The sequence below is a fragment of the Marivita sp. genome, from assembly GCF_022763305.1.
Taxonomy (GTDB): domain Bacteria; phylum Pseudomonadota; class Alphaproteobacteria; order Rhodobacterales; family Rhodobacteraceae; genus Marivita.
This window is the reverse complement of the sequence record NZ_JALEGT010000071.1, coordinates 20,842-41,671: the sequence shown is the minus strand read 5'-3', so window position 1 is coordinate 41,671 and position 20,830 is coordinate 20,842. Positions and strand designations below refer to the sequence as shown.

24 protein-coding genes and 1 other RNA gene are annotated in these 20,830 nt (G+C 62.9%); 12 read left to right on the top strand and 13 right to left on the bottom strand.

Annotated elements, in window-relative coordinates; all coding sequences use genetic code 11:
• Positions 1-248 precede the first annotated feature (248 nt).
• Both MRY75_RS13995 and MRY75_RS13990 read right to left on the bottom strand, forming a co-directional pair.
• Positions 249-992, bottom strand: coding sequence for a Bax inhibitor-1/YccA family protein (locus MRY75_RS13995; RefSeq protein ID WP_292308620.1), 744 nt, complete (start codon positions 990-992; stop codon positions 249-251).
• Between the two features lie 197 nt (positions 993-1,189).
• Positions 1,190-1,408, bottom strand: a complete 219-nt coding sequence (locus MRY75_RS13990) for a DUF1127 domain-containing protein (RefSeq protein ID WP_292308619.1) — start codon at positions 1,406-1,408, stop codon at positions 1,190-1,192.
• Between the two features lie 124 nt (positions 1,409-1,532).
• Between MRY75_RS13990 and MRY75_RS13985 the strand changes: the two genes are divergently transcribed.
• Entirely contained in the window at positions 1,533-2,408 is an 876-nt protein-coding gene (locus MRY75_RS13985) for a LysR family transcriptional regulator (RefSeq protein WP_292308618.1), read from the top strand.
• Between the two features lie 27 nt (positions 2,409-2,435).
• Here MRY75_RS13985 and MRY75_RS13980 read toward each other — a convergent pair whose 3' ends face one another.
• The gene (locus tag MRY75_RS13980) at positions 2,436-3,401 is read right to left on the bottom strand and encodes an NADPH:quinone oxidoreductase family protein (protein ID WP_292308617.1); all 966 of its coding nucleotides are present in this window, start codon (positions 3,399-3,401) and stop codon (positions 2,436-2,438) included.
• Positions 3,402-3,696: 295 nt separating this feature from the next.
• Here MRY75_RS13980 and MRY75_RS13975 point away from each other — a divergent pair, with 295 nt between their 5' ends.
• From MRY75_RS13975 to rpmG, 9 genes are all read left to right on the top strand, one after another.
• Positions 3,697-4,077, top strand: a complete 381-nt coding sequence (locus MRY75_RS13975; protein WP_292308616.1) for a helix-turn-helix transcriptional regulator — start codon at positions 3,697-3,699, stop codon at positions 4,075-4,077.
• Positions 4,078-4,130: 53 nt separating this feature from the next.
• Positions 4,131-4,931 carry a histidinol-phosphatase gene (gene hisN, locus MRY75_RS13970; RefSeq protein ID WP_292308615.1) on the top strand — a complete coding sequence of 267 codons (801 nt, stop codon included), beginning with the start codon at positions 4,131-4,133 and terminating at the stop codon, positions 4,929-4,931.
• 118 nt (positions 4,932-5,049) lie between these two features.
• Positions 5,050-6,381, top strand: a complete 1,332-nt coding sequence (locus MRY75_RS13965) for an 8-oxoguanine deaminase (protein ID WP_292308614.1) — start codon at positions 5,050-5,052, stop codon at positions 6,379-6,381.
• Positions 6,382-6,490: 109 nt separating this feature from the next.
• Positions 6,491-7,624, top strand: coding sequence for a cobalamin-independent methionine synthase II family protein (locus tag MRY75_RS13960; RefSeq protein WP_292308613.1), 1,134 nt, complete (start codon positions 6,491-6,493; stop codon positions 7,622-7,624).
• 3 nt (positions 7,625-7,627) lie between these two features.
• On the top strand, positions 7,628-8,338 hold the full coding sequence (locus MRY75_RS13955; RefSeq protein WP_292308612.1) for an alpha/beta hydrolase: 711 nt from the start codon (positions 7,628-7,630) through the stop codon (positions 8,336-8,338).
• A 51-nt stretch (positions 8,339-8,389) separates the two neighbouring features.
• Positions 8,390-8,626, top strand: coding sequence for a type II toxin-antitoxin system ParD family antitoxin (locus tag MRY75_RS13950; RefSeq protein ID WP_292308611.1), 237 nt, complete (start codon positions 8,390-8,392; stop codon positions 8,624-8,626).
• 3 nt (positions 8,627-8,629) lie between these two features.
• Positions 8,630-8,923, top strand: coding sequence for a type II toxin-antitoxin system RelE/ParE family toxin (locus tag MRY75_RS13945; protein ID WP_292308610.1), 294 nt, complete (start codon positions 8,630-8,632; stop codon positions 8,921-8,923).
• Between the two features lie 33 nt (positions 8,924-8,956).
• An RNA gene (rnpB, locus tag MRY75_RS13940) (RNase P RNA component class A) lies at positions 8,957-9,331 on the top strand.
• A gap of 122 nt (positions 9,332-9,453) precedes the next feature.
• Positions 9,454-9,621, top strand: coding sequence for a 50S ribosomal protein L33 (gene rpmG / locus MRY75_RS13935; RefSeq protein WP_028958297.1), 168 nt, complete (start codon positions 9,454-9,456; stop codon positions 9,619-9,621).
• Positions 9,622-9,743: 122 nt separating this feature from the next.
• On the opposite strand, the gene MRY75_RS13930 is transcribed toward rpmG, so the two are convergent.
• From MRY75_RS13930 to guaD, 3 genes are all read right to left on the bottom strand, one after another.
• Positions 9,744-10,694 (bottom strand): hypothetical protein, encoded by a 951-nt coding sequence (locus MRY75_RS13930; RefSeq protein ID WP_292308609.1) that lies wholly within the window; start codon positions 10,692-10,694, stop codon positions 9,744-9,746.
• Positions 10,695-11,112: 418 nt separating this feature from the next.
• Positions 11,113-12,087, bottom strand: a complete 975-nt coding sequence (locus MRY75_RS13925; RefSeq protein ID WP_292308608.1) for a quinone oxidoreductase — start codon at positions 12,085-12,087, stop codon at positions 11,113-11,115.
• A gap of 177 nt (positions 12,088-12,264) precedes the next feature.
• Positions 12,265-13,554 (bottom strand): guanine deaminase, encoded by a 1,290-nt coding sequence (gene guaD / locus MRY75_RS13920; protein WP_292308607.1) that lies wholly within the window; start codon positions 13,552-13,554, stop codon positions 12,265-12,267.
• Between the two features lie 130 nt (positions 13,555-13,684).
• On the opposite strand from guaD, the gene mgtE reads away from it, so the two are divergent.
• Together mgtE and MRY75_RS13910 are read left to right on the top strand one after the other, a co-directional pair.
• Positions 13,685-15,079, top strand: coding sequence for a magnesium transporter (gene mgtE / locus MRY75_RS13915; RefSeq protein ID WP_292308606.1), 1,395 nt, complete (start codon positions 13,685-13,687; stop codon positions 15,077-15,079).
• Positions 15,076-15,636, top strand: coding sequence for a 5-formyltetrahydrofolate cyclo-ligase (locus tag MRY75_RS13910; RefSeq protein WP_292308605.1), 561 nt, complete (start codon positions 15,076-15,078; stop codon positions 15,634-15,636). The genes mgtE and MRY75_RS13910 overlap by 4 nt, the downstream gene beginning before the upstream one ends.
• 67 nt (positions 15,637-15,703) lie before the next feature.
• Here the strand turns inward: MRY75_RS13910 and MRY75_RS13905 are convergent, their stop codons facing one another.
• The 7 genes from MRY75_RS13905 to MRY75_RS13875 form a co-directional block, all read right to left on the bottom strand.
• Positions 15,704-16,018, bottom strand: a complete 315-nt coding sequence (locus MRY75_RS13905; RefSeq protein WP_292308604.1) for a DUF1272 domain-containing protein — start codon at positions 16,016-16,018, stop codon at positions 15,704-15,706.
• 69 nt (positions 16,019-16,087) lie between these two features.
• Positions 16,088-16,462: an STAS/SEC14 domain-containing protein gene (locus tag MRY75_RS13900; RefSeq protein ID WP_292308603.1), complete on the bottom strand. Its 375-nt coding sequence runs from the start codon at positions 16,460-16,462 to the stop codon at positions 16,088-16,090.
• Positions 16,463-16,530: 68 nt separating this feature from the next.
• Positions 16,531-17,040, bottom strand: a complete 510-nt coding sequence (locus MRY75_RS13895; RefSeq protein WP_292308602.1) for a GNAT family N-acetyltransferase — start codon at positions 17,038-17,040, stop codon at positions 16,531-16,533.
• Between the two features lie 60 nt (positions 17,041-17,100).
• Complete coding sequence (locus tag MRY75_RS13890; RefSeq protein ID WP_292308601.1) at positions 17,101-18,069, bottom strand: cupin domain-containing protein; 969 nt, start codon at positions 18,067-18,069, stop codon at positions 17,101-17,103.
• A 21-nt stretch (positions 18,070-18,090) separates the two neighbouring features.
• Complete coding sequence (locus tag MRY75_RS13885) at positions 18,091-19,053, bottom strand: nuclear transport factor 2 family protein (protein ID WP_292308600.1); 963 nt, start codon at positions 19,051-19,053, stop codon at positions 18,091-18,093.
• Positions 19,050-20,063, bottom strand: a complete 1,014-nt coding sequence (locus MRY75_RS13880; RefSeq protein WP_292308599.1) for a LacI family DNA-binding transcriptional regulator — start codon at positions 20,061-20,063, stop codon at positions 19,050-19,052. The genes MRY75_RS13885 and MRY75_RS13880 overlap by 4 nt, the downstream gene beginning before the upstream one ends.
• Positions 20,060-20,818 (bottom strand): SDR family oxidoreductase, encoded by a 759-nt coding sequence (locus MRY75_RS13875; RefSeq protein ID WP_292308598.1) that lies wholly within the window; start codon positions 20,816-20,818, stop codon positions 20,060-20,062. The genes MRY75_RS13880 and MRY75_RS13875 overlap by 4 nt, the downstream gene beginning before the upstream one ends.
• Between the last annotated feature and the right edge of the window lie 12 nt (positions 20,819-20,830).

Below are 20,830 nucleotides of genomic sequence, written 5' to 3'. Positions count from 1 at the left end.
CTGGGGTTGACGGAGCGCATCAAGAACCGAATAGAACCGAAGCGCCTCGGGCAGCGCACACGTTCTTATGTCTGCCGTTCTCAATATTTCTTTAAGGGTTTTACAGAAACTTCGTACGAAGTTTCTGGGGCCGCGCCATAAAATTCTGGAGGGTCCGCCCGCTCTTCGGGACTGACATGAGGCGGAATGACCCGCAACGAAAAAGGCCGGTCATAAGACCGGCCTTTCCAGTTGGAGAGACGTGCCGCTTATTCGCGATTGCCGAACAGCTGCAGCAGGAACATGAACATGTTGATGAAGTTCAGGTACAGGCTCAGCGCGCCCATGATGCCCGACTTCGCCATCCACTCGCTGTCGCCATGTGCGGCGTGCTGCAGATAGGTGTTCTTGATGTTCTGCGTGTCATAGGCGGTCAGACCGGCGAAGATCAGCACACCGAGGATCGAGATCGCGAACATGATCGCCGGCGAGGCGAGGAAGATGTTCACGATGGACGCCACGATCAGACCGATCACACCCATGATCAGGAACGCGCCCCAGCCCGAGATGTCCTTCTTCGTGGTGTAGCCGTAAAGCGACAGACCCGCGAAGGCGATCGAGGTTACGAGGAAAATCTGCGCGATCGACATGCCGGTGAAGGCCACGAAGATCCATGCAAGGCTCAGGCCCATGACCGATGCGAAGACGTAGAAGAAAAGCTGCGCGCCGGCGGCGGACAGCCGGTTGATGGCAGCGCCAAAGGCAAAGACCATGATCAGCGGCGCGAACATGACGATCCAGCCCAGGATGTTCGGCTGAAGCGTTGCAGGATCGCGGAAAACCGCCAGCAGGTCGGGGCTTGTGCCCACGGCCCAAGCGACAGCAAAGGTGAGCAGCATGCCGATCGACATGGTGCCATACACCTTGTTCATGTGCGCGCGCAGACCCTCATCAATCTGGGCGGCTCGGGCGCCAGCAACGCCGGTCGTCCGGATTGTGTTATACTCAGCCATTTATCCCTCCGAAATAAACTGGAAACCCACCGCACCTGCGGGGGAGATGGGACAAATATCGGGTCTACATTTCTGCATTTCAAGCTTTCAAGCCGCGACATCGGCGCAAAAAATGCATGGCATATGCATTTTTAGGCAGCTTGCGGCGGACAGGTCCGGCCACGGGCCATGCTTGGAGGTGGGCCGGACCGTCCGGGTCAGCCACGCCAGAAGTCGGGCGCATCCCAGATCGGGCGCCGTGCCTCGGCTTGGGCCGCGCCTGCGTCCACCCCGATATCGTCCAGAAGATGCGCATCAAGCGTTGCCAGACGGGCACGGCTGCGATGCAGCGCAAACGCCGTGGCGATCCGGGCGAGGAGCGGTCGACGTGCCGAAGCCCGGCCATGTCCGCGGACGCTGTCGATGTAGTAAGCCATGTCGTATCCTTTCCGGTTCGTGATGGTTTTGCAGAGAACCATCGCATTGCATGATGCATATGCGCCTGCTATCACCATATGTGAAACGAATGTTTTTGAACCCATCCATCAAGGATCGTGATATATGCGCAATCTCGACATCACCACGCTGCGGTCGTTCATCGCGGTGGCCGATGCGGGCGGTGTCACACGCGCCGCGTCCTTTCTGAACCTCACGCAATCGGCGGTGTCGATGCAGATCAAGCGGCTCGAGGACAGCCTCGATCTGACCCTGCTCGACCGGCAGGGGCGCGGCGTAGTGCTGACGGCGGCCGGCGAACAGCTGCTGGCCTATGCGCGACGCATCGTCGATCTCAATGACGAGGTGTACGGCAAGCTCACCAGTACTGTCTGGGAAGGTGAGATCCTGCTGGGGGTTCCCCACGACATCATCTACCCGGCGATCCCCAATGTGATGAAGGCCATGCAGCGCGACTTCCCGCGCGTGAAGCTGCAGTTGCTCAGCTCCTATTCGAGCGATCTGAAGGAGAAGTTCGCACGCGGCGATGTGGACGTGATCCTGACCACCGAGACCCGTCCCGAGGCCGCGGCGGAAATCCTGATGAAGGTGCCGCTGCGCTGGTATGGCGCGCCGGGCGGACAGGCCTGGAAGGCAAGCCCCCTGCCCGTCGCCTTCTGCAACCATTGTTCCTTCCGTCCGGTGGCGCTCGGCACGCTGGAACGGACCGGCACGCCCTGGGATCTCGTCCTCTCCTCGGACAGCGACCGGGCAATCGAAGTGGCGGTCTGCGCGGACATCGCGGTGACCTCCGTGCTCGAAGGGCATGAACCACCACAATTCGCGCCGATCCCGGCAAGCGCGAACCTGCCCGATCTCGGTCATCAGTCGGTGGCGCTGTACCGGGGAACGGCACGGCCGCAGATCATAGAGCCACTCTGCGACCTGCTGCGCCGGGAATTCGCCGCGATCTCGGGCGTCGATCTGCGCGCCGCCGGATAACAAAGCGCCGCGTTTGCCGGGTTCGGATCAAGTCGCGATTTCGATCACCACCTTGCCGGTCGAGGCGCGACTGCGCAGCAATTCCAGCCCGTCCGCAACCTCCTCAAGCGCCAGCACATGGCTGACATGGGGCTTGAGCCGCCCCTGACCGTACCAGTCCATCAATGTGGTCAAGCTCCCGGTCACGACCTCGGGGCGGAATTGCAGATACCCCCCCCAATAGACACCAAGCACGGACAGGTTCTTGACCAGCAGGTGGTTGGACTTGATCTGCGGGACGTCGCCGCTCGCAAACCCGATGGGCAGCAACCGAGCCTCGGGCTTGCAGGCGCGGAACGCGGCCATGAATTGATCGCCGCCTACTGGGTCATAGACCACATCCGCCCCGCCCAGCGCCTTCATCTCGGCCCGGATGTCCTGCGTTTCCGCGTCGATCAGATGATCGGCGCCGGCCGCGCGCGCCACATCGAGCTTTGCCGCACCATGGGCACAGGCCACGACCTGCGCCCCCATCAGCTTGCCGATCTCGACCGCCGTCAGCCCGACACCCCCCGCCGCCCCGAGCACGAGCAGCGTTTCGCCCGGCAGCAGCCGCGCCCTGTGCTCAAGCGCGACATGGCTGGTGCCATACGCGATCTGGAATGCCGCCGCGTCGATCATCGACATCCCATCAGGCAGACGCACCACGCGACGCGCATCGAAACAGCCGAATTCCGCAAGCCCCCCCTGCCCGCCGAACACCGCCACCCGGTCCCCGGGCGCCAATCCATCGACGCCCTCGCCCAGCGCATCCACAGTGCCCGCAACCTCCATGCCGAGGGTGAAGGGCAACCTGGGCGTGTCCTGGTAGGTGCCCTTGACCATCAGCAGGTCGGCAAAATTCAACCCACAGGCGTGGATTCGGACGCGAATCTCTCCCGTGCCGGGTTCCGGGATGGCCACATCGACCACATTTGGTGCGACATCGTGACTTTGTACCTGAAATGCCTTCAAGACGGGCTCCCATATTAAATTTTGACGATATGACTTTGGCTTAGGTCGCGCAGCCTGTCACGGGGGGCAAACAAAGTTTGTGGTCAGATGATTACAAAACCGGCGCTCTGATCGGAAATTATGAACGGTTTGCCCATGATCTCTCCCAATTATCTTGCCCTCATACCTGTCATGCTATAGCGTCGCGCCATCAATAACCGGATAGGTTGTTCAGCTTAAGACTTGCTAAAGCAACCTTGCCTATCATCCTGTCCGACACAAAAAGACGTAGTTGCGTTTGGCGAAAGGGAGCAAGATGGCACATCCTGTTGACGTACATGTGGGAAAGCGCGTGCGACACCGCCGGTGGCTGGTGGGTATGACCCAGCAGCAGTTGGCTGAAAAAGTCGGAATCAAATTCCAGCAGATCCAGAAATACGAGACCGGTGCCAACCGTGTCAGCGCGTCCCGCCTCTGGGACATCGCGGATGCGCTTGATGTGCCCGTGGCGTTCTTCTTCGAAGGCATCGAAGATGCGGAAAAGAAGCCCGCAGCCAATGTCGCGACAGAATCGATCCCGGCCGATCTGCTGGGCGACAAGGAAGCGCTGGATCTGATCCGGTCCTACTATGCGATCCCCGAGAACCAACGCCGTCGCCTGTTCGAACTGGCCCGCGTGCTGTCAGACGTCGCTTGAGCGCGCCCGTCGCCTGAGGTAGCCCTGTCCGGGCTGCGATCAGGAGGCCTTTCATGACAGAATTTTCCACGGATGATGCCGCTGACCTCTGGTCAGTGGCGGAACGCATGGCGGATGCCGCCCGCGCGGCGATCCTGCCGCATTTCCGGTCCGTTGGGCTGGCTGCCGATAACAAGCTCGCTGGCGGGTTCGACCCCGTCACCGTCGCGGACCGCGCCGCTGAAACCGCCATGCGCGACGTGCTGGCCCAACTGCGCCCCGAAGATGGCATTCTGGGCGAGGAGCACGGGACGGTTGCAGGCACCAGTGGTCTCACCTGGGTGCTCGACCCGATCGACGGCACACGATCCTTCATCAGCGGCACGCCGACATGGGGTGTGCTGATCGCGCTTTCGGACGAAACCGGACCCGTGCTGGGCATGATCGACCAGCCCTATGTCGGCGAACGCTTCATGGGCGGCCTCGGGCGCTGTGACTGGACGGGACCGGGCCGGTCTGGACCTCTGGGCACCAAGTCCACAACCCGCCTGTCGGACGCGATCCTTTTCTCGACCTTCCCCGAAATCGGCACACCTGAGCAGCGCCGCGCGTTCGAGCGTGTGACCCCCAAGGTCAAGCTCACGCGTTACGGCTGCGACTGCTATGCCTATGCGCTTCTGGCCGCCGGACAGATCGACCTCGTGATCGAGGCGGGGCTGAACGCCTATGACGTACAGGCCCCGATTGCCGTGATCGAAGCGGCGGGCGGTGTCGTCACCCAATGGGATGGAAGCCCCGCCCATGATGGTGGCACGACGCTTGCCGCTGCCACGCCGGACCTGCATGCGGCGGCGATGGCGCTTCTGAACGGCTGACAGACGCAACGATCCGCGCTACACCTGACCCCGCCCGGGCGAGTCCTTCCGCTCCTTTTCTGTCGCCCCGGCGGGTTATCCTCACCGAAAAGGGCACGATTTGTGTGGAGGGAACGGCATGACCATCCTGATCAAGAACGCAACCACCATCGTCACGATGGACACCGCATTGACGGAATTGGCACAGGCGGACATCCGCGTCGAAAACGGTGTCATCACAGAGGTTGGCACCGGGCTGACCGGCGCGGAAGAGACCATTGACGCCACAGGCTGCGTGGTAACGCCCGGGTTGGTGAACACCCATCACCACCTGTACCAGACGCTCACCCGCGCGGTGCCCGGTGGGCAGGATGCGCTGCTCTTCGGCTGGTTGCAGACGCTCTATCCAATCTGGTCGCGCTTCGGTCCGGAAGAGATGTTCACCTCGGCCCAGATCGGATTGGCAGAACTGGCGCTGTCGGGCTGCACGCTGACCTCGGATCATCTTTATCTCTACCCCAATGGCGCAAGGCTGGATGACACCATTGCCGCCGCGCAGGAGATCGGGATGCGGTTCCATCCCACCCGCGGCGCGATGAGCATTGGCGAGAGCGATGGCGGCCTGCCGCCGGATTCGCTGGTTGAAGACGAAGCAGCGATCCTGAACGACTGCATCCGCGTGATCGACACCCATCACGACCCGCGCGAGGGCGCGATGGTTCGGGTGGGCGTGGCCCCCTGCTCGCCTTTCTCTGTCAGCCGGGACCTGATGCGCGACGCGGCGCTGCTGGCGCGCGACAAAGGCGTGATGCTGCACACCCATCTGGCCGAAAACGACGAGGATATCGCCTATTCCCTCGAAAAATTCGGTTGCCGCCCCGGCCAATATGCCGAAGACTTGGGCTGGACAGGGCCGGATGTCTGGCACGCCCATTGCGTGAAGCTCGACGGGCAGGAGATCGACCTTTTTGCCAAATCCCGTACCGGGGTGGCGCATTGCCCCTGTTCAAACTGCCGGCTTGGATCCGGCATTGCGCCGGTGCGCGGGATGCGGGATGCCGGTGTTCCCGTTGGTCTGGGCGTCGATGGGTCGGCCAGCAACGATGCCGGCAATCTGGTCGCCGAAGCACGTCAGGCAATGCTGCTGCAACGGGTGGTTCAGGGCGCCGACGCCATGAGCGCACGCGAGGCGCTTTACATCGCGACACGCGGCGGAGCCGAGGTGCTGGGCCGTCCCGATTGCGGCCAGATCGCCGTGGGCAAACGCGCAGACATCGCGATCTGGGATGTGTCCGGCGTGGACAGTGCCGGAAGCTGGGATCCGGCAGCATTGCTTCTGGCCGGTCCCACGCGGGTGAAACACCTGCTGGTCGAGGGACGCCAGATCGTGCGGGACGGGCATGTCACCACCATCGACCTGCCCCGCGTCGTCGAGCGACAGAACGCCCTGGCGCGCGCGCTGATGGGTTGAGCCGCCAAAGCTTTTGGAAAAGCTTTGCCAGATGCTTAGAAGCATCTGGCACCCGGCGGTCGATTTGTTAGTGTCGCTGCAAACCTATGCAGGACAAGGGGCCGAGCCGATGACACGCATCAAGACCACCCATGTCGGATCTCTGCCGCGCACGCAGAAGGTGGTGGATTTCATTTTCGCGCGCGAAAACGGCGAGGAGTATGACGCAGCCGCCTTCGACGCCGCGATGGCCGAAGCCGCGTCCGAAACCGTCCGGCTTCAGACCCATGCCGGAATCGACATCGTCTCGGATGGCGAGACCTCCAAGATCAGCTACGCCACCTACGTGAAGGACCGCTACACCGGCTTCGACGGTGACAGCCCGCGCAACGCGCCCGCAGACTTGAAGATGTACCCGTCCTTCCTCGAACGGCTCAAGGAGGATGGTGGCACACCGAAATACGCGCGCCCGATGTGCGTAGGTGATGTGAAATCCAAGGGTCAGGGCGAGTTGGAAACCGACATCGCCAATCTCAAGGCCGGGATGGCCGCCCATGGCGCGACCGAGGCCTTCATGAACGCGGCCTCCCCCGGTGTGATCTCGCTTTTCCTGCAGAACGATTACTACCCCACCCGCGACGCCTATCTCGCCGCACTGGCCGACGCGATGCGTGACGAATACCGCACCATCGTGGACAGCGGCCTGATGCTGCAACTCGACTGCCCTGACCTGGCCCTCTCGCGGCATATGATCTTCACCGATCTCACCGATGCTGAATTCGTCAAGATCGCCGATGCCCATGTGGAGGCGATGAACCACGCGTTGGACGGGATCGACCCGGCCCGCGTGCGCGTGCATATCTGCTGGGGCAATTACGAAGGCCCGCATGTCTGCGACATCGACATGGACACCGTATTTCCGACGCTGATGAAGGTGCAGGCCGGACAGGTTCTATTTGAGACCTCGAACCCCCGCCATGCGCATGAATGGACCGTGTTCCGCGACCGCAAATCCGAGATCCCCGACGACAAGATCCTCGTCCCCGGGGTCATTGATTCGACCACCAATTTCGTCGAACACCCCGAAGTCGTCGCTCAGCGGATCGAACGCTTTGCCGACATCGTCGGAGCCGACCGCGTGATCGCCGGCAGCGATTGCGGCTTCGGCACCTTCGCAGGCTTCGGCGCGGTGGACCCCGAGATCGCCTATGCCAAGCTCGAAACCCTGGCCAAAGGGGCCGCACTGGCGTCGGAGCGCCTCTGATCCATGATCGAACCCGTCGTCTTTCTGCCCGGCATGATGTGCGACGCGCGGCTGTTCGAGCCGCAGATCCGGACCTTTTCCGCCACCCATCCGGTGATGGTCGCGCCCATCACCCACGGGCAGCGGATCGAGGAGATCGCATCGGCCATCCTGCCGCTTCTGCCGCCCAAATTCGCGCTGGCGGGGCTGAGCATGGGCGGCATCGTGGCGATGGAGATCCTGCGCCGCGCGCCCGAACGGGTCACACGTGTGGCGCTGATGGACACCAATTGTCTGGCCGAAACACCGCAGATCGCCGCCAATCGCGAGCCGCAGATCGTCAAGGTCAAGTCCGGCAAGCTGACCGAGGTGATGCGGGACGAGTTGAAGCCCAATTACCTCGCCCCCGGCCCGCGCCGCCCTGCCGTGCTGCAAACGGTGATGGATATGGCGCACACTCTGGGACCCGAGGTGTTCATCGCACAGTCCCGCGCCCTGCAACGCCGCCGCGACCAGCAGTCGACCCTACGCAAGATCCGCCAGCCCGCTCTGGTGCTCTGTGGTGCGCATGACGCGCTCTGCCCGGTCAAGCGACACACCTTCATGGCCGAGCTCATCCCGCACGCGCGGCTGGTTGTGCTGGACGACGCGGGCCACCTGCCGACGCTGGAAACCCCGGACGAAACCAATGACGCGCTGTGGGAGTGGTTGCATCAGCCTTACGTGCTGCGCTGACCTCTTGTCATTTTGGCAAACTTTGCCAATATCGGCACAAAGGGGTACGCTATGGCGACGATGAATGTCTCACTGCCGGATCAGATGAAGTCCTGGGTGGAAAAGCAGACGGAATCCGGGCGTTACAGCAATGCAAGTGACTATGTCCGAGACCTGATCCGCCGGGATCAGGAACGTCGGATGGCACTGGACGACTTGCAGCAGATCATTGACGACGCGCTGGCAAGTGGTCCTGCACGCCCTTTCGATCGTGAGGCGTTCCTGCAGAAGATGCGGCGCAGTGACTGAGACATGGCGGTCACGCTGAGGCCAATTGCGCTGCGCGACATCGACGCCATTCGCGACCACTCCATCGAATCCTGGGGCGTCGAGACCGCAGTCGACTATATGACAGGTCTGTTCGACATGTTCGACCTGCTGGCCGAGACACCACAAATCGGGCGTTTGCGCAGCGAAACGTCCCCGCCCGTTCGACTGCATCCGTACAGATCGCACAACATCCTTTACACGGACAGCGGGTCCGGTGTCGAAATCCTTCGCATCCTGCACAGCCGCCGGAACTGGGCGATCCTTCTTGAGGATTGACCGAATGCACGCCATCGCCTAGGGCAGCAAGGCGCGGAGGGCCGGATGGCCGCCCCTGTATGGGGGAGGAAAGTCCGGACTCCCTGAAGCAATGGTGCCGGGTAACGCCCGGGCAGGGCAACCTGACGAAAAGCGCCACAGAGAACAGACCGCCCCGGTCCGCCGGGGTAAGGGTGAAACGGTGGGGTAAGAGCCCACCGGGGGGCTGGCAACAGCGCCCGCATGGCAAGCCCCACCGGGAGCAATGCCGAATAGGGGGATCGCGCCGCGCGTCGGCAGGGTCGCTTCAGCCCAGATCCCCGGGTTGGCAGCACGAGGCCGGTGGCAACATCGGTCCCAGAGGAATGGTCATCCAACCTTGGGGCAGCCCAAGGGGGACAGAATCCGGCTTACAGGCCCTCCGCGCGTTTTTCTTCACCCTTTGTGCAAAGACCTCAGCAAGAAGGGTTGACTCAGTCGCGGACACGGGTAGAAGGCAGCCTTCAAGAAGACATTCACGGGCAGTCCTTGCCCGGTGCAGGAGACGACCCATGGCGAAGCCGACCACAATCAAAATCCGCCTGAACTCGTCTGCGGGAACGGGTCATTTCTATGTGACCAAGAAAAACGCGCGGACGATGACGGAAAAGATGTCTGTTCGGAAGTACGACCCCGTCGCGCGCAAGCACGTCGAGTACAAAGAAGGCAAAATCAAATAAGCCTTCCGTTCACACGGACAGTGACTGAAAACCGCGCCGGGGTGATCTGGGCGCGGTTTTTTATTTCACCGTTTTGCCTACAAAAGCGGACTGCCTTGCCTGACAGGCGTTGGCGTCTGGTGTCACGTGACGAACTTCCACATCGCATAGCGCGGGTCTTCGCCCGCCTGTCGGATGAAACGCGTGTGGGTCCGGCGTTTCAGGATGGCTGTCTTCGTCCGCTTCTCTTGATCCGAGGCATTGGGCGAGTAGTAGCGTTCTGCCTTCGCCGGTGAATAGGACCCGCGATGCCAGAGAGGCGCTGGCCTGTTGACCGTCAGCCAATTCCCGGCAACCCACGGGTTTTTCACCCATGCCAGGTCGGGCGGTGCCATCAACGTCCATTCATCCCTTTCAAAGACACAGATCTCTTCGCCGCGTAACTTCATGCAGAACCGGTGCATCTTCATGAATTTCTTGCTGAATTCATCGGGTTCGATGTTGTTCTCACCGAAGGCCTGCAGAAGTTTGCCAAGTTCGACCATGGCCGCGACATGTGCCTTGCGTCGGCCTTTCATCGCAATCGGACTTTCGAAATCCAAGGAGTCGCCCGGATCGAAAAGGCGATCGTTGCCCAACGGCCCAACGATCAAATTGCGCTTGGCCCAACAGATGGCGCCCGGTTCGGGCATGATCCGGCCTTCGCTTTCGGTCAGCATCCGGACCAGAATGGCACAGACGGTGTTCAACTTGGTCAGGACAGCCCGGTTCCAGGCGGTTCGCAGTATCTTCCAGGAGATGATGTGATGTCGGGCAAGCTTGATTTCGAGTTTGCGTGCCCGCATCACGGCCTCCGGCGGAAGAGTGCCGTCTGCAACATATGAGGACGACGTGTCAAAATCCTCCTTCTCCGCGGGACGGTGCAGAATCTCGTCGGGGCGATAATACGCCGGAGGAACGGGAAAACTGTCCTGGCGTTCGGAGTCGGGGAAAATAGTATAGAATTCAGCCATGGAAATGGAAATCCTAAAAAATTTGGCAGTTCCGCAAAATAAGCGAGCGTCTACAGTAAAGCTTAGGCAATCTGAAGGCATGCGGCAATGTCGGAGATCGACAGAGGCCGCAACGCCCTGTTGGAGCGGTTTTAATTAAACTGCCGATGCGCGGGGCGTTTGACCTCAAAGCCGAACCGCCTCGTTGGTCTCACGCATGCCCCGTCGGAGAGGTCAGGGACATCGCCTTAACGATATCTGACGCCTCCAAGCAAAATTAAACGATGTGAGGCATCAGTAGAGGCCCGCGTGATGGACTGCGCGCCACCCATCACGACAAGAAACCTCGCAGGCCTTGGTGGCGGGCAACAGACGTCACTGCACCCTCCAAATGTCACTGAAGCACAGTCGCATTCAGGTTCCGAAGGGCGCGCCAACCTGTCGTACCGCAGCGATCCGATGTCTTTGTTGCGTCCGTGGTGACCAAGGACGCAACAGAGTTGGATGGAGCGCGTCGCGCTCAGATCTCCAGAACCGTTGACCCTGTTGTCTGCCGCGCTTCCAGTGCCGTGTGGGCCGCGGCCACATCCTTCAGGGCAAAGCGCTGGCCGATGTTGATCTTCACATCGCCCGAGAGCACCTTTTCGCCCAGATGCTGCGCCATCGCCTGGCAGGTCGCGTGATCCGCAATATGGGTGAAGAGCGTCGGGCGGGTGATCTTCAGCGACCCCATTTTTCCCAGCAACCCGATCTCGAACGGTGGCACTGGCCCGGAGGCATTGCCGAAGGAAATCATCATGCCGAGCGGTTTCAGGGATTTCAGCGATCCGTCGAACGTGTCTTTGCCGACCGCGTCCATCACCACGTCAACACCGGCGCCGCCCGTCAGCTCCCGTACCTGGGCGACCCAATCGCCGCTGCGGTAGTTGATGCAGTGCGTGGCCCCATGCTCGAGCGCCAGCTGGCACTTGTCGTCGGTGCCGGCAGTGCCGATCAGGGTGATCCCTTCGGACCGCGCCCACTGACACGCCAGAAGACCGACCCCGCCTGCCGCGGCATGGAACAGGACGGTATCACCAGCCTTCAGCGGCGTTGTCCGGTGGAACAGATATTCGACGGTCAGCCCCTTGAGCATCATCGCAGCACCTTCCTCGAAGGAAATGCCTTCCGGCAGCGGACAGACCTGCGCGGCAGGCATGACGCGCGCCTCGGTATAGGCACCGGGCGGATTCGCGGCATAGGCGGCCCGATCCCCGACCTTGAGATGCGTCACCCCTTCGCCGACCGCCTCGATCACACCAGCGGCCTCCATACCCATCGCATGGGGCAACTGCATCGGATAAAGCCCGGTGCGCTGGTAGACGTCGATGAAATTCAGGCCAACGGCCTTGTGGGCAATCCGGACTTCGCCCTTGCCCGGCTCTCCCACCTCGAGATCGACCAGTTTGAACTGGTCCGGTCCGCCATGAGCTTCGATGATTGCAGTCAGTGCCATATTTCGATCCTCCCCGTTTTCGTGCAGCTTGAAGTCATTTGTTCGGATATGTCCATTGCCCATTCCCGCGATTTCACGGGCACATCCAAGGTCACACCGTTGCGCTGCTCCGCTATTTGAAACCACATGTGCAAAGGTCAACTGGGGTCTGCGCATGGCGCCGACAGAGTGGCCCCCTCAGACGCGCTTCTCGCCCATGACCCAAACGCCCGACACCGCGCGGTCGTCGCCCATCATGATCGTCGGGAACACCGCCTCCCAGATGTCCGCTGCCCGGGCGCTGCGTTGTGCGATGGCGGGCGTTGATCCGAGGTCAATGGTGATGAAATCCGCCTCTGACCCCGGGGCCAAAGTCCCCACGCGGTCCGCGATCCGCAAGGACCGGGCCGAGCCTTCGGTGGCGAGCCACAGCAAGGCGGACGGATGCAGCGCGACGCCCCGCAATTGCGCCACCTCATAGGCTGCCGCCATTGTGCGCAGCATCGAAAAGGACGACCCGCCGCCGGTATCCGTGGCCAACCCGACGCGCTGACCTTCGGCCATCAGACCCGCCATGTCGAACAACCCCGACCCGATAAAGGTGTTGGAGGTCGGGCAATGTATCAGAGCCGCGCCCACCTCCAAAAGGCGGTCGCGTTCGCGCGGCTCCAGATGGATCGCGTGACCATAGAGACCGTTGGCCCCCAGCAACCCATGCGCCTCGTACGTATCCAGATAATCCCGCGCCTCGGGATAGAGCCCCCGCACCCAGGCAATCTCGTCGGTCTGTTCGCTCAGATGGGTTTGCATCAGGCAGTCGGGATGTTCTGCCCACAAGGCCCCGAGCGCGGACAGTTGGTCCGGGGTCGAGGTGGGCGAAAAGCGCGGCGTGATCACGTAGGATGCCCTGCCCTGCCCGTGCCAGCGCTCCAGCAGCGCCTTGCTGTCGTCATAGGCCGATTGTGCGGTATCCCGCAGCCCATCGGGCGCGTTGCGGTCCATGCAGGTCTTGCCGCCCAGAGCCCGCATCCCGCGCGCTGCGGCTGCAGTAAAATAGGCGTCCACGCTTTCGGGATGGATCGTGCAATAGCTGCACATGGTGGTCGTCCCGTGCGCAAGTGCGAGGTCCAGATACCGCCCCGCGATCTCGGCGGCGTAGCCCGGATCAACGAACCGCATCTCCTCGGGGAAGGTATAGGTGTTGAGCCAGTCGATCAGCCGCTTGCCCCAGCTCGCGATCATGGCCGTCTGCGGATAATGCACATGCGCATCAACAAACCCCGGCAGGATCAGGGCCTGCCCGTGATCCTCCACCACCGCTTGCGGGTACGCCCTGCGCAGATCGTCCGCCGTCCCGCGCGCCAGAATGTGTCCGTCCCGCACTACGATGCCGCCATGGGCGTCGACCCGGGCAGCCTCGGGCCCCTCGATCATGGGATTGCCGTCGAACCAGAGGGTCTGGCCCAAATGAAGCGTGAGATTTGTCATGGGAGGCTCTTTTTGACACTGGCCCTGCGAACCTATCTTGAGATCCGGAGTTGGTAAATCGCGCGGTTGCTCTGTTTTCTTGCGAGCCGATTGCGTAAAGGTGACAGGAACGGCACGGCAAGGGGGCAAGATGAGCGAAGATCAAACCATCGAGGCACCCGAGGTCGAAGAGTCGGAGGCTGCCTACAGCCTCGACCGCAAGGCGGTTGCGCAAATCCTCTATGCCGTGGACCGGGACGACCGCGAACAGCTTGTCGAGCTGATGGAGCCGCTGCACCCCGCTGACATCGCCGACCTTCTCGAACAGATCAACGCCTTCGACCGGATGCGTCTGATAAAACTCTACGACCGGGAATTCGACGGCGACATCCTGTCCGAGCTCGACGAATCGATCCGCGAAGAGGTGATCGGCATCCTGTCGCCGCAGGTGCTGGCCGACGCGGTGCGCGATCTCGACAGCGACGATGTGGTCGATCTGCTCGAGGATCTCGATCAGCCGCAGCAGGACGCGATCCTCGATGCGCTGGAAATCAGCGACCGGGTCGCGGTCCAGCAATCGCTGACCTACCCGGAATATTCCGCAGGCCGCCTGATGCAGCGCGAGGTCGTGATGGCCCCCGAGCATTGGAACGTGGGCGAAGCGATTGATTACCTGCGGAATTCCGATGATCTGCCGGAACAGTTCTACCATATCGTGCTGGTCGATCCGCGCCTGCGCCCGGTGGGCAATGTCACGCTGGGCAAGCTCATGGCATCGCGCCGCGAGGTGATGCTGCAATCGCTGGTCGAAGAGACGTTTCACGTCATTCCGGTGACACAGTACGAAGGCGACGTGGCCTATGCGTTCAACCAGTATCACCTGATCTCGGCCCCCGTGGTCGATGAGAACGAACGGCTGGTGGGCGTCATCACCATCGACGACGCAATGGCGGTACTGGACGAGGAACACGAGGAAGACGTGCTGCGCCTTGCCGGTGTGGACAGCGAAAGCTCGCTCTCGGACCGCGTGATCGAAACGACAAAGCGGCGGTTCCCGTGGCTGTTCGTCAACCTGATCACCGCCATTCTGGCCAGCCTCGTGATTGCCCAATTCGAAGAGGCGATCGCAACCGTGGTGGCCCTTGCCGTGCTGATGCCGATCGTCGCCTCCATGGGCGGCAACGCGGGCACGCAGTCATTGACGGTCGCGGTCCGCGCGCTGGCCACAAAGGACCTCACCGGTTCAAACGTCTGGCGGGTGATCCGACGCGAGGTGCTGGTGGGCCTGATCAACGGGCTGGCCTTTGCCGTGATCATGGGCCTTGTCGGGCTGGTCTGGTTCGGCTCTCCGCAACTGGGCTACGTGATCGCCGCCGCGATGGTGATCAACCTTGTCGTGGCCGGGCTGGCCGGAACGGGCATTCCCATCGTGCTGGAAAAGCTGGGCATCGACCCGGCGCTGGCCTCGGGCGCCTTCGTGACCACCGTCACGGACGTGGTCGGCTTCTTCGCCTTCCTCGGCCTTGCCGTCGTGGTGCTGCTGTGACCCTGGAAGAGCGCAAGGCCGCAGCGCGCAAAGCGGCCTTCGCCCGGCGCAAGGCGGCCCATGAGGCCGGACATCGCGGTGCGGCGGGCCATCTGAGCCAAGTGCTGGCGGGTTATCGCGGTGTTCCGGTGTCCGGCTACCTGCCGATCCGCACCGAGATCGACCCCCTGCCCGCGATGGCAGAGGCCGCAGCCCACGGGCTGGTGGGCGTGCCGGTGATCCGCGGCGCGGGACAGCCCTTGGTGTTCTCGCAATGGGAGCCGGACTGCGCGCTGGTCGACGGCCCCTTCGGCGCGTCGGTGCCAGCGGTGGAGCGGCTTATAACCCCCGAAGTGCTGATCGTCCCGCTGGTCGCCTTTTCCCGCGCGGGTGGGCGTCTGGGCTATGGCGGCGGCTTCTATGACCGCACGCTCGAAGGTCTGCGCGCCCAGCGCCCCACACTGGCCATCGGCTTTGCCTATGCCGCACAAGAGGCGGACGACCTGCCGCTTGAGCCGACGGACCAGCCGCTCGACATGATCGTGACCGAGCGGGAAGTGATCGAGATCAGGACGTGACGCAGCGAAGATGGCCGTCGCCCGACGCCGTCTTCGTCATGTTCAGACGTCCACGCCGACCATAGGCCTACCGCGCCTGAGGCGGGACATCCCGAAGCAACGTGCTCAACTCTTCCACCTCTTCCACCGTCCACCGCGACTGCACGCGGGCGGTGCTTGCCGGCTGATGGGCCAGCCCCAACGTCTTGCCCGCCCGGTACGCGCCCTTGGGCCGGATCGGACGCGGAGTGAACCCACCGCCACACGTGGCGCAGACATTGTGAAGCACGGTCTCCACACATTGCGCACAATAGGTGCATTCATAGGAACAGATACGCGCGTCTTCGGCGTCGGGCGGCAAGTCCTTGTCGCACCATTCGCAATTGGGTCTGAGTTCAAGCAAAGCGGCACCCTGCAAAAGGAAAGGATGCCGCGACTAGACCTTCTCGGCCCCGAAGCCGCAAGCGCCAAGTCAGGCCATGCCGGTTTTGAGCCACGCCTCCGCCGCTTCCCGCTCTCCCAGATCGAAGGCCTTGATGTCGAAACCGGGAATGAACGCCCCCTCCACCTCGGCGGCGGTGCGCAGCCACGCGGCATCGCTCAGCACGGCGCAGCGGTCGAACCTCCCCAGCAGACCAAAGAGCTTGGGCAGCCGTGCCATCTCGACCGCAATCGCGCCAAGATCGGGAAAGGCGAAGGACGTAATGGTATAAAGCATCGTGCCCTTGTTCACGTCCTGGGACATCTCAAGCAGGTCATCGAGCCCCTGCGCCATCTCTTCCGACGAAATCTTGCCGGACAGGTCGATATCCACTCGGTTCGGTTCCGGTTTGGTGATTGTCAGCATGGGCCCCTCCTTTGGCTGGAGTTCGACTCCACACCAAAAGCCACGATCATGCCATGACGCAGGTCAACCTAGGCAAGAAACCGCTTCATGAAAACGGCGGGAAAGGTGACCCCCGGGCGCAGGTCGATGTCGGTCTCACCTTCTGCGACAAAGCCCATCGCCTCATAAAACGGAACAGCCGTCCGCGTGCTCTGGCAGTGCAGTTGCATCATGCCGCAGGCATGGGCGTGCAGGATGATGTGCTCCATCAGCCGCCGCCCGATCCCTTCGCGGGTGCGGCGGTGATCCGTCACGACATGGCGGATATGGCCTACCCCGCGCGTGCCGGGCTTGCCGCCGGGCGCTTGCATGGTCCAGCCGCCAGCCCCCACGATGTCGGGCCCGTCACAGATGACGAAAAACGTGCCCGACGCGATCAGCGCCGGTTGCGCCTTCGAGATCAGCGGAACCGCCGTCACCAGAACCGAGGGCGGATAGTCGGGCTTGAGCAGGATCGGGTAGCTTTGCCCGAACAATCGATCAAGCGCTTCGGTGTCCGCCGCCTCGGCCGGGCGCAGGGTCAGGGTGTCTTGGGTCATCCGGGCCTCCGCTCTGGGTGTCTGGCGGTCAACCTAGCGCCGGACACCCGAACGGCCAGATCAGGCGGCTTTCCAGGTCGGCCCTGCCGGATCGTCGGTCGACCGCACCCGGTACATCGACGCCTCGCCGGTCATGGCAGGCACAACGCTGTGCGCCAGCCCCGGCGGCACCGCGACCGTATCGCCGGGATTGAGCGCGGTGGTACCGCCGTCCCAACTCAGCCGCCAATGCCCGCGCATGGGCATCAAGACCTCGTGGCTTGCCACCGTGTACATCTCTTCCGGGATCGACCCGCGCGTGATGAAATCCACGTCAAAGCCCGGACGGTCCTTCAGCTTGCCCTCTGGTCCGATCACCCGTGCCGGCTGTCGGTCGGCCAGCGCCATCAGGTCCCAATACCGCGCCACATAGCCGGGGATCACATCCGCCGTGCTGGGTTCGGGGAACGCCTTCAGCTCCTCATCGGTCAGCAGCGGCATCGGCTTCACTCCCTCGGGCAGCGATTGCCCCTTCTTGGTATCGTAAAGCTTGCCGTTCTCGCCCAGAACCAGCCCGTGATCCTTGGCATCCTCGATCACCTGCGGCGCCCAGATCACGCCACCCCCAGCATCGTCGCCGCCGAGGATCGCCATGATCATCCCGTAATCGGTGCCAATATTCTCGAACCCACGAAAGATGCCCGTCGGAATGTTGAAGATGTCGCCCTCTTCCAGCACGACCTCACCCGCATTGCCCCAGCGCCCCCAGAAAAACCTCCAGCGGCCCTTGAGCACGAAGAACACCTCGGCCGTGCGATGGCTGTGCAGCGAGTTGCGGCACTTGGGCGGCTGGCCTGCCGCGCCGATATTGAACCCCGGCGTTTCGGTGATGTGCACGTGCTGGTCGGCGCTTTCCGACACGCCACCACCGATGATGGTAAAGTTTTCCTTCTGGTTGCTGCCCGGCGTGTGGGCGTCGATGAAGGCGGTGCGACAGGGGCGCAGATCGCCGTAGCGGACGATGCGGGCTTCCATCTCTTGCGGGGTCATTGGTCAGTTCCCTTGGTGTTGTCAGCCCTGATGGGCCAGAATTTGCATCCAGATCGCGGTCTCGTCGTACAGCGTCCATTCCCGGCGCAACCCGCGCGGGCCGAACTCGGCATGAGAGATACCCATGACATGCACCTCGGCCCCGGTGGGCGCACCGAACGTGCCCCAGCCCGCATGTGTCCCAGTCAGCGACCAGCGCACCGCCGCACGGGGCGGCATGCGCGGCTCATCCAGACCGATCTGGTGGTGAACCTCGAACCGGGCCGATGGAAGGGCCGACCGCAGGCCCAGCCAGAAGGCATCAACGCCCGCTGTCCCGTGCACGGTCTGCCCGCCGGGATATTCCGCCTGCACCGCACGGTCGTATTGCGCCGGAATGACCGAGAATTCGGCCTCCATGATCCGGGTCAGCAGCGATGCAAAAGCCGCACCCCATTCGTTGTCATTGCCACGCCCGGTATAGGGCCCCTGCACATCGACCGCCGGGCGGAAGGGCTGGCTTTCGGGGTCGAGCCCCGCGACACGCGCCTGCGCCCATTCCTTCGGATCAAACCCTAACTGGCGGACGATCGCGCCATTGTCGCGGATCAGCCATTCGTCGCTGATCATGTTGTTCTTGGCATAGCAATCCGCCATCGCCCTTGTGGCGATCCTGCGCCCCGTGGCCGGGCCGAACTGGCCGTCATTCACATGGGTCGCGGTCGACAGGATGCGATGCGACGACAGCATGCCGACTTCGGGCGTGCCCGACCAGATCACGTCCTCGCCCAAAAGCTGCCGATCCGGAAACTCGTGACAGGTCGCCATCGTCGCCGCCGTCATCGCGGGCTCACCAAAGCCGATGCCACCGGGCGTGCGGACAATCACCTCGGGGTGGTAATAGTCCTTCATCCGCGCCCCAAGCCCGCGATCCTCCCAAATCTCCTTGGTGATCCCGAGGATGTAATCGGGGAAATCCGCGAAGCGGTTGTCGAACCCTCTCATGCGAAGCCTTCCGGTTTGCGGGCCGATCCGCGCAGGATCAGCGGCCCGTCGATTTCTGTCACCTCCGCTTGCGCGGATTTGTCTTCGATTTGGTTAATGAGCGCCGCAACAGTGGTCCTGACCATGCGCCCCACGGGCTGGCGCACCGTGGTCAGGTCATAGGCCGCAAAGGACGCCATCGGCACATCGTCATAGCCCACCACCGACACGTCATTCGGCACCGACAGACCAAGCGTGCAGCGCAGATGGTCCATGACCGCAAAGGCCATATGGTCATTGCCGACGAACAGCGCGTCGACACCCTTGGCCAGCAAAAGGTCCGTCAACCGCACCGCCTCGCCATGGTCATAGCGCCCGTCTTCCACGCCAATGCAGTCCTGCCCCAACTCGGCAAGCCGCGCGACGAACCCCTCGGTCCGGTCGCGCCCGGTGGAGGACCCTTGCCAGCCTGCGACATGGCCGATGCGGGCATGCCCCCCCGCCACCAGAAAATCCGCCACCTTGGCCCCGCCCAACCGGTTGGCCGATGTGACCTGCGCCAGACCGCTGCCCGCCTGCCCCCGGTTGAAGAGCACCACCGGGATGCCCGCCGCCTCGCAGCGTGCCGCCAGCGCGTCGCCCAAACCCACACTGGCCAGCACGATCCCGTCCACCTGATGGTCGAGCATCTGCTGAATGATCCGATCCGTATCGGTGTCTCCGGCCCCTTCGGGCACGGTAAAGACCAGCGTGTGATAGCCCTCGTCCTGCAGATCGCGGCTGAACCGCTCAAGCGCATCCGGGTAGAACGGGTTGCCCAGATAAGCGACCACCAGCCCGATGATCCGGCTCCGCCCGGTGATCAGCGACCGCGCCAGCACATTGGGCCTGTAGCCCAGCGCCTCGGCGGCCTCGCGCACCTTGTCCACCGTCGCCTTGCTGGCCGAGGCACCCGAGAACACCCGGCTCACCGCCGACTGGCTCACCCCGGCGCGGGCCGCCACATCAAAGGAGGTGACGCGCCGTGTCATCCCGCCGTCCATCCCCCGTCGATCAGCAGAGAACTGCCCGTCACCAGCGCACTCGCGTCCGAGGCCAGAAACAGGCACGCCCCCATGATGTCCTCGACCTGACCAACGCGCGGCAGTTTGATCTTGCTTTCAATCCAGGCGCGCTTGTCGGGATCGTCAAAGGTCGGTTTGGTCAATTCGGTCAGAATGAAGGTCGGACAGATCGTGTTGACGCGGATCCGCTCCGGCCCCCATTCGATCGCCATCGCCTTGGTCATCCCTTCAACCGCGTGTTTCGTGCCGCAATAGACTGCTCGGTCGATCCCGCCGACATGCGCCATCTGGCTGCTGATCTGGATGATCGACCCACCACGCCCGACCATCTGGCGCGCCACCGCCTGCGCCAGAAAATAGGCCGCCTTGATGTTGATCGCCGCCACCGCATCGAAATCCTCGGGCGTGGTCTCAAGCGCAGGGCTGTGCCGCGCAAGCCCCGCCGAGTTCACCAGAATGTCGAGCAGCGCCAACCCCGCCACCGCGTCGCGCATCGCGTCGGTCTCGGTCACGTCGAGCACCAGCGCCTCGGCGCTCATGCCCTCCTGCGCCATCTCGTTGACAGCAGCCTGCACCTGCGTCGCGTTCCGCGCGGCAACGATCACATGCGCGCCCGCCTCGGCCAGTGAAACGGCACAGCCCAGCCCGATCCCGCGCGACCCACCCGTGACGAGCGCCCGTTTGCCATCAAGCCGGAAAGACGGGGTTCTGGGCAGGGGCATGAGGGGGGCTCC